Consider the following 13227-nt stretch of genomic DNA (forward strand, 5'->3'; position numbering starts at 1 on the left):
CACACCGAGCCTAGGCGAGGTGCCGAGTGGTGGGGCAAGAGCGTTTTGCTTACTTTTGCGCTTTTCAAAAGTGAGCCGCTGTAAGAGCGGAACCAATATCAGCCGTTACCTAAATAACGGATATGCCCTCGGTGTCCAGAAGCCCAGAAGCCCACCACATTGGCGTATCCTTACCCACCACCCCCAAGGCCCAACCAAAAAAATGCTGGAGATTTCCAACAACCTGCACCTCCCCGACGCCGAGATCGAGTTGACGGCCATCCGCGCCCAAGGCGCCGGCGGTCAAAACGTCAACAAAGTCTCCAGCGCCGTGCACCTGCGTTTCGACATCCCGGCCTCATCCCTGCCTGATTTCTACAAGGAACGCCTGCTGGCCCTGCGCGACAGCCGCATCACCAGCGAAGGCGTACTGATCCTCAAGGCCCAGCAATACCGAACCCAGGAACAGAACCGCGCCGACGCCCTCGAGCGTTTGGTCGAGCTGATCCAGAGCGCCACCAAGGTCGAAAAGAAACGCCGCCCCACCAAACCCACCCTGGGCTCAAAAAAGCGCCGCCTCGAATCCAAGACCAAACGCGGCAGCATCAAGGCCGGCCGCGGCAAGGTCGACTTCTAGCTCGCCTGCCGCTCTTCGCGATACTTCGGCGCCTGTCGGTACAGGTACAGGCTCAACAGCAACCCGCCAAACGCCGCGATCGCCGCAAACAGGAAGATCGAGGCAAACCCGAACCCCGCCGCAATCGCCCCAGCCAACGGCCCGGTGATCCCCAGCGACAAGTCGATAAACAGCGAGTACGCTCCCACCGCCGCACCCCGGCTCGAAGCGGGTACCAGGTTGACGGCCTCCACCCCCAACGCCGGAAACACCAGGGAAAACCCAAACCCGCTCAACGCCGCACCCGCCAATGCCAAATGAGGATCCGGCGCCAGCCACAGCAGCAGCAGGCCCAGGGTCTCTACCGACAAACAGGCAATCGCCACGCGAAACCCGCCAATCCGGTTGATCAAATTCCCGAACAACAACCGCGCCCCGATAAAGCTGGCACCGAACAGGCTCAGGCACAGTACGGCGTTATCCCAGTGCTGGGTCGCGTAATACAAGGTGATGAAGGTGGCGATGGTGCCAAACCCGATCGAGCCCAGCGCCAGCCCGCAACCGTGGGGCAGCACGCGCCCCAGCACATGCATGAACGGCAGGCGCTCGCCCACCACGATCGGCGCGGCGACTTTCGGCCAGGCCAGCACCAGGCCCAGCACTGCCAGCAGGATGATGCTGACGCCCATGCTCCACAGCCCGAAATGACTGACCAGCAACACCCCCAGCGGCGCGCCGATGGCCAGGGCGCCATAGCTGGCGATGCCGTTCCAGGAGATGACCTTGGCGGTGTTCGCCGCGCCCACCCGGCCAATGCCCCAGCCGATGGAGCCGGAGCCCACCAGGCTTTCGGCGCTGCCCAGCACCAGGCGGCCGATCAGCAGGCTGGTGAGGCTCAACGCCGGCAGGTGCGATAACCACGCCGAGAGCAACATGAACACGCCGCTCAACCCGCAACCCGCCAGGCCGTACATGACGGCGCGCTTGCTGCCGCGGTTATCGATGATGCGCCCGGCATAGGGCCGGCTCAGCAGGGTGGCCAGGTATTGCACGCTGATCACCAGGCCCGCGATCACGGCGCCAAAGCCCAGGTCGCTGTGCACATAGCCCGGCAATACGGCCAGGGGAATGCCGATATTCAGGTAGCCGATGAAGGTGAATAGAACGATGGAAACGACTTGCAGCGTGACCGCCATGGGGCGCTGGGTATCTGGCATGGGAAAGGTCCACTGTCGCAGCAGGAAAAGATAGGCTGCTTATGATACCGATGCTGGGCGCGCGCGGGGGCAGCAAACCAAACTTTTAGCGATCGGCGGGGTTGAGCAGTTGCGTGGTGACCAGCGCGGCGAGGGCGTTTTCCTGGGTGCCGAAGCGCTTGAGCAGGAGTGCCTGTTTTTCCGGGGGGAGGCGGTTCCACACCTCGACCATCTGCAGGGCAGTGTCGAGCACGGCGGTATCGGGGGTGGTGTCGGTCATGGCAGGGCTCACGGTGTTCAGGCGGTGTGGAAAGCGCGCAATGTCACGCTTTCCACACGGTCTGGGTACGGCACTCAGTCTGCGCTTTTGCGGTCGACCGGTTTTGCCTCTTTTGGCTCGGGCTTGCTGGCACCGGCCTGTTGCGGGGTTGGCTGCTCAGTTTCGCGCAGGCTTGGGAAGGGGAGATTAGGGATTTCGTGCATCGTCGTCGCTCCTCGCAAGATCTGTTTTATCAATCGCAGGTGATTCCGCGCTTTCAAAAAGCTTGTGCAGGATACAGCACTGTAAATGACAGAAAGATTTTATCTCCAAAAATGAACACCTCTTCATTCCCCTCGCGCAAGTGACATGGCGCCACACAGGATCCATTGTCGTCGTACAACATCGCCTCTAACGGATTGACATCGTGGCATGGACTGAATATAACGCTAACAGTTGTATGACGACATATGACGTTACAGTTTTATAGCGCCCGTAATACGGATGCGCTCGGTCGCAGAACGTACGCCTCAAATCTAAAAATAATTAAGGTGAAGCGATGAAAATCAAAGGCATCCGTTGGTGGATGGTCGGGCTGATGACGGTCGGCCTGATTATTAACTACCTGGCCCGCAACACGCTCTCCGTCGCAGCCCCCACGCTGATGACCGACCTGAGCATCTCCACTGAGCAGTATTCCCACATCGTGGTTGCCTGGCAGGTGTGCTACGCCTTGATGCAGCCGATCGCCGGTTATGTGATCGACGCCATCGGCACCAAGATGGGCTTTGCGATCTTTGCCATTTCCTGGTCGGTGGTGTGCGCGCTGGCCGCGTTTGCCACCGGTTGGCAGAGCCTGGCGGTGGCCCGTGGCGCGCTGGGGCTGACGGAGTCGGCGGGCTTCCCCGGCGGCGTCAAGGCGATTACCGAGTGGTTCCCGGCCAAGGAGCGCTCCGTCGCCATCGGCTGGTTCAACTTTGGTTCGTCGTTCGGGGCCTTGCTGGCGCCGCCGCTGGTGGTCTGGGCGATTTTGCACAGCGGCTGGCAGTTGGCGTTCCTGATCGTCGGTGGCATCGGCTTGGTGTGGAGCGGGTTGTGGCTGCTGTTGTACAAACACCCGCGTGACCAGCGCCTGCTGGCCCAGGCCGAGCGTGAGTACATCGAAGCCGGCCAGGAGACTCACCTGAAGGAAGGCGTGCAGAAGAAAGCCAGCTGGAAGCGCATCCTCAAGAGCCGCAACTTTTTCGCCATCGCCTCGGCGCGCATGCTCTCGGAACCGGCCTGGCAGACCTTCAACGCCTGGATTCCGTTGTACCTGATGACCGAGCGGCACATGAACATCAAGGAAATGGCGCTGTTCGCCTGGCTGCCGTTCCTTGCCGCCGACATCGGCTGCGTGCTGGGTGGTTACCTGAGCCCGCTGTTCCATCGCTACTTCAAGGTCTCGCTGTTCAACTCGCGCAAGCTGGTGATGCTGTTCGGTTGCCTGTGCATGATCGGCCCGGCGTGTATCGGCCTGGTGGACAGTGCCTACACCGCGATTGCCTTGCTGTGCGTCGGCGGGTTCGCCCACCAGACCTTGTCGGGGGCGCTGTTTTCCATTGCCTCGGACTCATTTGGCAAGAACGACGTGGCCACCGCCACCGGTGGCGGGCAGATGTGCGGGTTTATCGGGGCCGCGGCGTTTACCGCGGTGTTCGGGGTGCTGGTGACCAAGGTTGGCTACAGCCCGCTGTTTGTGGTGCTGGCGATCTTCGACATCATCGCCGCCATCGTCATCCTGACCGTTGCCCGGGAGATTGTTAAAGGCCCGGAGCCGACGGTCCAAGCCGGTCATGGCGGCAAGCTGCTGCCGGTTTAACCCTGGCGTTCCATCGCCGCCTTGTAGAGCGAATTCTTCGGCTGGGCAAACACCCGCGCCAGCATTGGTTCGAAGAAGCTCAGCGGCAGGGTGTCGTAGGCCGGATCGAACGCTGCCGCATCGTACTTCGCGCAGAACTCGATGGTTTGCCGGTACTGCGGATGGTCGCCAAATTGCTCGCGCAGGTGGCGGTCCATCCCCAGGTGATGGAAGAAGTAGTAGCCCTGGAAGATCCCGTGCTTTTCCACCATCCACAGGTTCTCGGGGCTCACAAACGGCTTGAGGATCGCGGCGGCGATGTCCGGGTGGTTGTACGAGCCCAGGGTGTCGCCGATGTCGTGGAGCAGGGCGCACACCACATATTCTTCATCGCGCCCGTCGTGCCAGGCACGGCTGGCGGTTTGCAGCGAGTGGGTCAGGCGGTCCACCGGGAAACCACCGAAGTCGCCCTCCAGCAACCGCAGGTGCGCGAGGATCCGGCCGGGCAATTGCCGGGCGTAGGCGCTGAAGTCCTTGGCAATGATCGCCCAGTCTTCCTGGGTGCCATCCTGCATATGGGTGAAACGGGCCTGCTGGTTCATCAAAGCCTCTCTTATTGTTCTTGAAGCGCCGGGCTAGAACGGCACTTTGCCCAGGATCATGTCGCGGTACATCACAAAATCCCCCAACAGGCTGTAGAGCGGATGCTGGAAAGTCGCCGGGCGATTCTTTTCAAAGAAGAAATGGCCAATCCAGGCAAAGCTGTAGCCCGCCACCGGCAGTGCCAGCAGCAGCCACCAGGCGCCTTTGCCAATCGCGAGGGCGAGGATGAAGATCACAAGGCTGGTGCCGATAAAGTGCAGACGACGGCAGGTGCTGTTGCCGTGCTCACTCAGGTAATACGGGTAGAAATCAGCGAAGCTATTGAATTGCCTGACATTTTCCACGGTGATCGGCCCTCTGGTTATTGTTCTGCCCGACAGATGTTCGGCGGGGAGCTTATTTGAGTCTAGAGTCATCAGTGGTAACAGCCAGTGACAATAGATGCCACTTTAGTATCCTTCGGATTCCTGGCTGTCGTTTCAGCCTTCCTTGTTAAGAAAACGCCATGAGCGAACGAACGACTTCTGCAAGCTGGGCGATGGGGATAGTCAAGGCGCTGGAGATGGACGGCCTGGATTGCCGTGCCTTGTTCAAGCAGCTCGGCCTGGATTACGCCGCGCTGAACGACCCCGATGCGCGTTTCCCCCAGGACTCCATGACCCGGCTCTGGCAGCGCGCGGTAGAGCTGTCGGGCAACCCGGCGATTGGCCTGAACATGGGCAAGGTGGTACGCCCGGCGTCGTTTCATGTGGCCGGCTATGCCTTGATGTCCAGCAACACCCTCGCCGAAGGTTTTATGCGGCTGGTGCGTTATCAGCGGATCATTGCAGAAAGTGCCGACCTGAGTTTCCGACTGTTACCCGAAGGCTATGCACTGATTCTGACGGTGCACGGCGACCACCTGCCGCCCACCCGCCAAAGCGCCGAAGCGTCCCTGGCCAGCGCCCTGGCGTTATGCGGCTGGCTGACCGGGCGCACGTTGCAGCCACGCAAGGTGCTGGTGCAGGGCGACCAGCCGGCGGACCTGGCACCCTATAAACAAGCCTTTCATGCACCGCTGGTGTTCAACGCGCCCTATGACGCGCTGATCTTCGAGCGGGCGGACATGGAAGCGCCGTTGCCTACGGCGAACGAGGCGATGGCGTTGCTGCATGATCGTTTTGCCGGGGAGTACCTGGCGCGGTTTTCCGAAAGCCGCGTGACCCACAAGGCGCGCCAGGTGCTGTGCCGGTTGCTGCCCCAGGGCGAGCCCAAGCGCGAGGTGGTGGCGCAGACGCTGCACCTGTCCCAGCGCACCTTGCAGCGCCGCTTGCAGGAGGAGGGCACCAGTTTCCAGACCCTGCTGGACGACACTCGCCGCGAACTGGCCGAGCAATACCTGGCGCAGCCGAGCATGACCCTGCTGGAGATTGCCTACCTGTTGGGGTTTGCCGACCCAAGCAACTTCTTCCGGGCATTCCGCCGCTGGTTCGATGCCACGCCCGGCGAGTACCGGGCGCGGTTGCAGGAGGCGCCCGTCAGTGACGCCAAAACGCCGGAATGCACAGCACAAACACCGTAATGATCTCCAGCCGGCCCAGCAGCATGCCCAGGGACAGGATCCACTTGGCGGCGTCCGGCAGGGTGGAGAAGTTGCCGGCCGGGCCGATGGTTTCCCCCAGGCCCGGGCCCACGCCGGACACGGTACTGGCGGCGCCGGTCAGCGCGGTCATCCAGTCCAGGCCCAGCAGCGACAGGGCCAGGGCGATGGCGCAGATGGTGATGGCGAAGAAAAACGAGAAGGTCAGGATCGAACGCACGATTTCTTCATCGAGGCGGTGGCCGTTGTACTTCTGCTTGATCACTGCCCGGGGGTGAATCAGCTGGTTCAGGTTGGCCTTGAGCAGGATGTAGGCCACCTGGAACCGGAAGATCTTGATGCCGCCGGCCGTGGAGCCGGAGCAGCCACCCACAAAGCCCAGGTAGAAGAACAGCATCAGCGAGAAATTGCCCCAGATGCTGTAGTCCCCCAGCGCAAAGCCGGTGGTGGTCACCACTGAAGTGACGTTTACCGCCACGTGACGCAGCGCATCCAGCCAATGCAGGTCGGTGGTCCACCAGTACCAGGTGCCGAGCACCAGCCAGGTCACCAGCAGCAAACCGAGCAAGCCTTGCACCTGCTGGTCCTTGATCAGCGCCCGGCGGTTGCCACGCATCGTGGCCACATACAGGGTGAACGGCAGGCTGCCCATGATCATCACCACCACCGCCACCCAGTGCACCGCCGGCTGTTTCCAGTGGGCCAGGGACTCGTCGGAGGTAGAAAACCCACCGGTGGAAATGGCTGACATGGCATGGTTGATCGCATCGAACAGACTCATCCCGGCCCACCAAAAGGCCAGGCTGCCCAGGATGGTGATGCCCACGTACGCCGCCACAATCAATCGCGCCACCATGTGCGAGCGGGGCATGACCTTTTCCGAGCGGTCCGAGGACTCGGTCTGGAACAGCCGCATGCCACCAATGCGCAGCAGCGGCAGGATCGCCACCGCCATGCCGATAAAGCCGATGCCACCCAGCCAGTGCAGCAGCGAGCGCCACATCAGGATGCCGGGCGACATGCTGTCCAGGCCGCTGAGCACCGTGGAGCCAGTGGCGGTGATGCCGGACATGCTTTCAAAGAACGAATCGGTGTAGCTGATGTGCTGGGTCAGCAGGAAGGGCAGTGCGGCAAAGATGCACACCACGACCCAGCTGGAGACCGTCAGCAAGTACATGTCCCGCGGGCGCAGGTGCACGTGTTCCGGGCGGCCGGGGATGACCAGGGCCAAGCCTGCCAGAAAGGTGATCAGGCTGGCCCAGAGAAATGAGGGCAGGTCTTGGGTGCGTTCGAAAATCACCAGGGTGGCCATTGGCACCACCATGGCGATCGCGAGGGTGATCAGGAAGATGCCGATAATGAAACCGATTATCCGTAAGGTCGGCAACGCCATGAGGTCCGCTCGGTGTGACAGGGAAAGGCGCCATTCTACCTGCGGTGCAGGGCAAGTAAACCGGGGGGCGATGATCCTGTGGCGAGGGAGCTTGCTCCCGTTGGACTGCGAAGCAGTCCCCAAACCTGCCGAGGCGTTTTTCTGGAAACGTGCGGTGGCTTCACTGGGGCCGCTGCGCGGCCCAACGGGAGCAAGCTCCCTCGCCACAGGTAATGTGTTCGGCTTAAAGCGGTTTGGGAGGCACAAAAAAGGCGACCCGAAGGTCGCCTCTTTCAACTCGGCAGTGATCAGAACTCGTGATCAGCGTTATCCGGGTTCAAGTCGCTGATGCCCAGCTTGCCAGCGGCCTGTTCGATCGAACCGGTCTGCTTCACCAGCGCGGCGATTGCATCACGCACGATCTGGTTGCCTTTATCGTTGCCGGCTGCGATCAACTGGTCGTAGTGCTCACCGTTGTTGGCGTGATCCACCATGACCTGGATCTTCGCTTCGGTCGACGCCAGGTCGGCCTTCAGTGTCGCATCGGCGGTCGGGTCCACCTTGGCCACCAGGGACGACAGGCTGGCGCCGGTCATTTTGGTGCCGTCGACGCGGGTGTACTCGCCCAGGTAAACGTTACGAATACCCTTGGCGTCATAGAAGTGCGAGTTGTGGGTGTTGTCGCTGAAGCAATCCTGTTCGTCTTCCGGCGAGTTGGCTTCCAGGGAAACCTTCATACGCTCACCGGCCAGTTCGCCCAGGGACAGGCTGCCCATGCCGAACAGCATTTTGCGCAGGCCATCGGTCGGCGCCTCGGCTTCCAGCGTGGCGCGGTAGTTGTCTTCGACGTTGGGCTTCCAGTTGCCGACCATTTCTTCCAGGTCGCTGACCAACAGTTGGGTCACGGCGCGCAGGTAGGTACGGCGACGCTCGTTGTTACCGCCAGTCGCGCCATCACCGGTCATGTAGTCCGACGCCGGGCGGTTGCCGGCGCCCGGGCCGGTGCCGTTCAGGTCCTGGCCCCAGAGCAGGAATTCGATCGCGTGGTAGCCGGTGGCAACGTTGGCCTCGGAACCGCCCAGCTCATTCAGGCTGGCGAGTTTTTCCGGGGTGATTTCTTTCACATCGACCTTGTCTTCGCCTACTTGAATCTCGGTGTTGGCGATGATGTTGGCGGTCGCGCCCGGGTTGCCCAGAGCGTGCTCGTAGGTCTTGTCGACGTAGTCGATCAGGCCTTCGTCCAGGGGCCAGGCGTTCACCTGGCCTTCCCAGTCGTCAATGATCGTGTTGCCGAAACGGAACACTTCACTCTGCAGGTACGGCACACGGGACGCGATCCAGGCGGTGCGGGCCGCTTTCAGGGTGTCGTCGTTCGGGTTGGCGAGGAAGGTGTCGATCGCGGTTTGCAGGGTTTTCGCGGTGGACTCGGCATCGCTGTACACCGCGAACACCATGTCAGCGTAATGCGCGACCACAGCCTTGGCGGCGGCCTCGTCAACCTGGCCTGCCGGGGCAGCCGCGGGGGCGGTAGTGCTGGCGGCGGCCGGGGCTTGAGGTGCGGCGGCCTTGTCTTTGCCTTCACCGCAACCGGCGAGGGAAATGGCAATGGCGAGAAGGCTGGCGGTGGCCAGGGGCATACGAATCATGGCGAACATCCTGCTTCGGTTGTTGATGGGGCACGCGGGGGGCGCGCAAAACTGCGACATAATGCGAAAGATTTGCATTTTGTGTAAAGGGTTATAAGTAGGAAATATTTAGTATCGGTTTGCTGGCCAGCGGTGCGCGGGCTACCGCTGGCCAGCATGGCTTCAGAGAATGGCGGCGCTATTGCGCCTGGCCTGTCTCAAGTAGGCCACCAACTCCCTTGCCGGCAGGGGTTTGCTGTAGTGGTAACCCTGACCTTCGTGGCAGCCCTCGGAGATGATGTAGGCCTCCTGTTCGGCGGTCTCCACGCCTTCGGCGATCACCTGCATGCCGAGGCTTTTGCCGAGCTGGATGATCGCCCGCACGATGGTGGCATCGTCGTCGTCATCCAACAGGTCCTGGACGAAGCTCTTGTCGATCTTGATCTTGTCCAGCGGCAGGCTTTTCAGGTAGCTCAGGGACGAATAGCCGGTGCCGAAGTCATCAATGGCGATCAACGCCCCGGAGCGGCGCAGGCTCAGCAGGTGCTGGGCGGCGGTGCTGATGTCTTCCATCAGGCCGGTCTCGGTGACTTCCAGCTCCAGGCTGCGGGGGGGCAGGCGGTAGATTTGCAGCAGGTTATTGACCACCCGCGGCAGTTCGGCGTGGTGCAACTGCACCGTCGACAGGTTGACCGCCATGCGCAGCTCGGTGAATCCCAGGTCGTGCCATTCCCGCAGTTGTCGGCAGGCCTGGTCCAGTACCCATTCGCCGATGGCAATGATGGTGCCGTTCTGTTCCGCCAGGGGGATAAACAGGTCGGGCGGCACCAGGCCGTGTTCCGGGTGCTGCCAGCGAATCAAGGCTTCCACACCCACCACGCGGTGGTCGAGATAGCTGATCTGCGGCTGGTACACCAGGTAGAACTGTTCGCGGCTCAAGGCATCGCGCAAATCTTTTTCCAGCTCGCGGCGGCGGCGCATTTCGCTGTCGACGCTGGCGATATAGAACTGGTAGCGGTTGCGCGAGCGGCTCTTGGCCAGGGTCATGGTCTGTTCGGCTTTTTGCAGCAGCTTCTCGGTGCTGTCGCCGTCTTCCGGGAACAGGGTGATGCCGATGGTGGCGCGCAGGCGGATCTGTTCGTGATCGAGGGCAAACTCCGCTTCCAGGTCATCGAGGATGCTTTGCGCCAGCTCGGCAGCTTCATAAGGCTGCTCGATATCGGCCTGCACCAGGGCGAACTGGTCGCCACCCAGGCGGGCGAGGGCACCCAGGCGCCCGCTGTGGGCGCGCAGGCGGTCGGCCAGGGCCAGCAGCAACTGGTCGCCAGCCTGGTAGGTGAATTGCTCGTTGACGCTTTTGAAGTCATCCAGCCCCACACACAACACCGCGACCCGACGTTGCCGGCGGCCGGCGTCGATCAGGATCTTGTCCAGTTGCTCCTGCAGCTTCTGGCGGTTCGGCAGGCCGGTGAGAAAGTCGTATTGGGCCATGCGCAGCAGGCTGTTTTCCGCCTCATGGCGCAAGTGTGTGTTGCGCTCGATGGACTCGAGCAACTGGTTGGCGGTGTTGATCCAGATCCCCAGTTCGTTTTTCTCGTGGCCCTTGAGTTGCGGGATCTTGTGCTCGCTGGGCCGGTCGGGGTTGATCGAACTCAGGTGCTCGATGATCCGCGACAGCGGCTTGGTCAGCAGCCAGTGATAGACCAGGTACAACACCAGGCCCATGGCCAGCGCCCGGAGCACACCGGAGATAAAAATGATCACTGAGCTGACGAGAAACCCTTTGCCATAGGTGGCGGTGTCGAGGGTGATGCTCAGGTCGCCGTAGTACTCGCTGTAAGGCCCGCGCCCCACCAGCGGCGTGGTGAAAGTGCGCTCCTGGCCCAGAATCAGGTCGGTGAGCCAGCGGGTGGGGGATTGTTGCAGGTCGCGGGTTTTTTCCGCGAGCATGGTTTCGTTGGGGTGGCCGATGGAAGCCATGCGCACCGCATCGTCCTGGAACAGGCCTTCGATGACCTGCATGCCCATTTCCCGGTCCAGGCTGTAGACGGCCTGGGTGGACGGGTCGCGAAACATGTCGAGGATGCGCTGGGCATCGCCGGCCACGGCCTGGCGCGTCTTGTAGGCATCAAAGACGATCTGCGCCGCGCTCAGTACCACGCCCACGGCCAATGCCGAAAGCAGTACCACCCGTAGCAACTTCACCGACAAGCTGTTTTTGAGTTCCAGCTTCAAAGGGTTATTCCTTGTTCCATGCGGGTAGCCTCAATATGCCATGAGTATTGGCAATCCCGTGATGGCAGTCAAAGGGACATTACGGCTTGTGGTGGTTTGGGTCGGGCGGGGGAATAGCGAGGCGGCTCAATCCAGCGGGCGATGGAGGTAAATACGCTGGTTTTTTTCGCTTCCCTGCATGCCAGGGAAGCGAATGCTGCGGTTCTTACGAGGTTGTTACCGGGTTCGAGTTGTCTTTCGAGCTGTTTGCCATGGATTGTGCAAGGGACATTCCCGCGTCCACAGCCATTCCTACGCCTGTCTTCACGGCGTCTATTACCACCGGGGCGGCGGCTGCGATTATCGGTGCCGCTAATGCTGCTGCACCTGCTCCTGCGATTGCCATAGGTAAACTCTCCGACATCAATAAGAGGGAAATTCCTCCTGCCACCTGCGTGGTTATTTCTTGTCATCGAGTTCCATTGGTCTTCGCCGGTTGTTGCTGTTATGTCGCGCCCACAAAAAAGCCCGGCAATCGCCGGGCTCTTTCTACTGCAAGCGGTACTTAAGCGGTGAAGGTTTTGCCTTCGAACTGCTCAGCCACGAACTTCCAGTTGACCAGGTTCCAGAACGCTTCCACATACTTTGGACGCACGTTGCGGTAGTCGATGTAGTAAGCGTGTTCCCAGACGTCGCAGGTCAGCAGCGGGGTGTCGCCGCTGGTCAGCGGGTTGCCGGCGCCGATGGTGCTGGCCAGTGCCAGGGAACCGTCAGCCTTTTTCACCAGCCAGCCCCAACCGGAACCGAAGGTGCCGACGGACGTCTTGGTGAACTCTTCCTTGAACTTGTCGAACGAACCGAAGGCTGCGTTGATTGCCTCAGCCAGTGCGCCGGTAGGTTGGCCGCCAGCGTTTGGCGCCAGGCAGTTCCAGTAGAAGGTGTGGTTCCAGACCTGAGCGGCGTTGTTGAAGATGCCGCCCGAAGAAGACTTGACGATTTCTTCCAGGGTCTTGCCTTCGAACTCGGTGCCAGGCACCAGGTTGTTCAGGTTCACGACATAGGTGTTGTGGTGCTTGTCGTGGTGATACTCCAAGGTTTCCTTGGAAATGTGCGGCTGCAGGGCATCGTGTGCGTAGGGCAGCGGCGGCAATTCGAAAGCCATGATGATTCTCCTAATCAGGTCAGTTGCGGTGAGCGCAAGGCCGATCACGGGCGGCCAAACAAGCGCCGGGGAGTTTGTACTCTTTGCGGCGCAGGGGCAGGATCATAGCACCGGGGGTGCGGCAAAACCACGCAACAACTGTGTGGGATAGAGGTTCCAGAGCGTTTTGGAATATCTACGCTGCACTGATTAATTGATAGGCCACGCTGAACATCATGGCGGCTACCAGCAGGTCCAGAATCCGCCAGGTGGCGGGGCGCGCCAGCCACGGTGCCAGCCATGCGGCGCCGAGGGCCAGGGTCATGAACCACAGCAGTGACGCGCTGGCGGCACCGGCTACGTAAGCGCCCGGTTCGGTCTGCTGGGCACCGAGGGAGCCGATCAGCAAGACCGTGTCCAGATACACGTGGGGGTTGAGCAGGGTCACCGCCAGGGCGCTGAGCATCACGGCCTTCAGCGAGCGCACCTTGAGGTTCTCGCCCTGGCCCAGGCTCTGTTTCGAGCAGGCTCGGCGCAGGGCGAGGGTGCCGTACCACAACAGGAACGCTGCACCGCCCCATCGGGCAACCGCCAGCAGTATCGGGTTATGCGCCAGCACGGTCGCCAGGCCGAACACACCAGCGGCCACCAGGATCGCGTCGCACACTACGCACAATGCCGCCACGGGCAGGTGATGTTCACGGCGCAGGCTTTGTGCCAAAACAAAGGCGTTCTGGGTGCCGATGGCCATGATCAAACCAAAGGCCACCAGCAGGCCATTCATATAGCTTTGCCACATAGGA

The 13227-nt window shown here is 61.4% G+C and carries 13 protein-coding genes; 4 read left to right on the forward strand and 9 right to left on the reverse strand.

Annotation, left to right across the window (positions count from 1 at the left end):
- The first annotated feature begins 202 nt into the window (after positions 1–202).
- Positions 203–616: an alternative ribosome rescue aminoacyl-tRNA hydrolase ArfB gene (gene arfB / locus M2400_RS31605; RefSeq protein ID WP_259201178.1), complete on the forward strand. Its 414-nt coding sequence runs from the start codon at positions 203–205 to the stop codon at positions 614–616.
- Here arfB and M2400_RS31610 read toward each other — a convergent pair.
- Complete coding sequence (locus M2400_RS31610) at positions 613–1812, reverse strand: MFS transporter (RefSeq protein WP_177048943.1); 1200 nt, start codon at positions 1810–1812, stop codon at positions 613–615. The genes arfB and M2400_RS31610 overlap by 4 nt on opposite strands.
- Before the next feature lie 85 nt (positions 1813–1897).
- Positions 1898–2071 (reverse strand): hypothetical protein, encoded by a 174-nt coding sequence (locus tag M2400_RS31615; protein ID WP_259201179.1) that lies wholly within the window; start codon positions 2069–2071, stop codon positions 1898–1900.
- Between the two features lie 26 nt (positions 2072–2097).
- Between M2400_RS31615 and M2400_RS31620 the strand changes: the two genes are divergently transcribed.
- Positions 2098–2418 carry a hypothetical protein gene (locus tag M2400_RS31620; RefSeq protein WP_177048945.1) on the forward strand — a complete coding sequence of 107 codons (321 nt, stop codon included), beginning with the start codon at positions 2098–2100 and terminating at the stop codon, positions 2416–2418.
- A 218-nt stretch (positions 2419–2636) separates the two neighbouring features.
- Entirely contained in the window at positions 2637–3911 is a 1275-nt protein-coding gene (locus tag M2400_RS31625; protein ID WP_177130806.1) for an MFS transporter, read from the forward strand.
- Here M2400_RS31625 and M2400_RS31630 read toward each other — a convergent pair.
- Together M2400_RS31630 and M2400_RS31635 are read right to left on the reverse strand one after the other, a co-directional pair.
- Entirely contained in the window at positions 3908–4492 is a 585-nt protein-coding gene (locus tag M2400_RS31630) for an HD domain-containing protein (RefSeq protein WP_177048946.1), read from the reverse strand. The two genes, M2400_RS31625 and M2400_RS31630, sit on opposite strands and share 4 nt — an antisense overlap.
- Before the next feature lie 33 nt (positions 4493–4525).
- Positions 4526–4837, reverse strand: coding sequence for a DUF962 domain-containing protein (locus tag M2400_RS31635; RefSeq protein WP_177048947.1), 312 nt, complete (start codon positions 4835–4837; stop codon positions 4526–4528).
- A gap of 161 nt (positions 4838–4998) precedes the next feature.
- Between M2400_RS31635 and M2400_RS31640 the strand changes: the two genes are divergently transcribed.
- Positions 4999–6054, forward strand: coding sequence for an AraC family transcriptional regulator (locus tag M2400_RS31640; RefSeq protein WP_010169878.1), 1056 nt, complete (start codon positions 4999–5001; stop codon positions 6052–6054).
- On the opposite strand, the gene M2400_RS31645 is transcribed toward M2400_RS31640, so the two are convergent.
- The 5 genes from M2400_RS31645 to M2400_RS31665 all read right to left on the reverse strand — a co-directional run bounded on the left by M2400_RS31645 (position 6011) and on the right by M2400_RS31665 (position 13223).
- A complete protein-coding gene (locus tag M2400_RS31645; RefSeq protein ID WP_177048948.1) occupies positions 6011–7465 on the reverse strand; it encodes a TrkH family potassium uptake protein in 1455 nt (484 codons plus the stop codon). The genes M2400_RS31640 and M2400_RS31645 overlap by 44 nt on opposite strands.
- A gap of 287 nt (positions 7466–7752) precedes the next feature.
- Entirely contained in the window at positions 7753–9090 is a 1338-nt protein-coding gene (locus M2400_RS31650) for an imelysin family protein (protein WP_177048949.1), read from the reverse strand.
- 162 nt (positions 9091–9252) lie between these two features.
- Entirely contained in the window at positions 9253–11304 is a 2052-nt protein-coding gene (locus M2400_RS31655; RefSeq protein ID WP_259201180.1) for a bifunctional diguanylate cyclase/phosphodiesterase, read from the reverse strand.
- Between the two features lie 544 nt (positions 11305–11848).
- On the reverse strand, positions 11849–12445 hold the full coding sequence (locus M2400_RS31660; RefSeq protein ID WP_003212997.1) for a superoxide dismutase: 597 nt from the start codon (positions 12443–12445) through the stop codon (positions 11849–11851).
- Between the two features lie 175 nt (positions 12446–12620).
- Positions 12621–13223, reverse strand: a complete 603-nt coding sequence (locus M2400_RS31665) for a LysE/ArgO family amino acid transporter (RefSeq protein ID WP_177116176.1) — start codon at positions 13221–13223, stop codon at positions 12621–12623.
- Positions 13224–13227 lie beyond the last annotated feature (4 nt).

This window comes from Pseudomonas sp. BIGb0558, from assembly GCF_024807515.1.
Classification (GTDB): domain Bacteria; phylum Pseudomonadota; class Gammaproteobacteria; order Pseudomonadales; family Pseudomonadaceae; genus Aquipseudomonas; species Aquipseudomonas yamanorum_A.

What these genes read in the sequence shown, in the direction of transcription:
- arfB (WP_259201178.1), top strand. Translation starts at nt 203, where the DNA reads ATGCTGGAGATTTCCAACAACCTGCACCTCCCCGACGCCGAGATCGAG.
- M2400_RS31610 (WP_177048943.1), bottom strand. Translation starts at nt 1,812, where the DNA reads ATGCCAGATACCCAGCGCCCCATGGCGGTCACGCTGCAAGTCGTTTCC.
- M2400_RS31615 (WP_259201179.1), bottom strand. Translation starts at nt 2,071, where the DNA reads ATGACCGACACCACCCCCGATACCGCCGTGCTCGACACTGCCCTGCAG.
- M2400_RS31625 (WP_177130806.1), top strand. Translation starts at nt 2,637, where the DNA reads ATGGTCGGGCTGATGACGGTCGGCCTGATTATTAACTACCTGGCCCGC.
- M2400_RS31630 (WP_177048946.1), bottom strand. Translation starts at nt 4,492, where the DNA reads ATGAACCAGCAGGCCCGTTTCACCCATATGCAGGATGGCACCCAGGAA.
- M2400_RS31640 (WP_010169878.1), top strand. Translation starts at nt 4,999, where the DNA reads ATGAGCGAACGAACGACTTCTGCAAGCTGGGCGATGGGGATAGTCAAG.
- M2400_RS31645 (WP_177048948.1), bottom strand. Translation starts at nt 7,465, where the DNA reads ATGGCGTTGCCGACCTTACGGATAATCGGTTTCATTATCGGCATCTTC.
- M2400_RS31650 (WP_177048949.1), bottom strand. Translation starts at nt 9,090, where the DNA reads ATGATTCGTATGCCCCTGGCCACCGCCAGCCTTCTCGCCATTGCCATT.
- M2400_RS31660 (WP_003212997.1), bottom strand. Translation starts at nt 12,445, where the DNA reads ATGGCTTTCGAATTGCCGCCGCTGCCCTACGCACACGATGCCCTGCAG.
- M2400_RS31665 (WP_177116176.1), bottom strand. Translation starts at nt 13,223, where the DNA reads ATGTGGCAAAGCTATATGAATGGCCTGCTGGTGGCCTTTGGTTTGATC.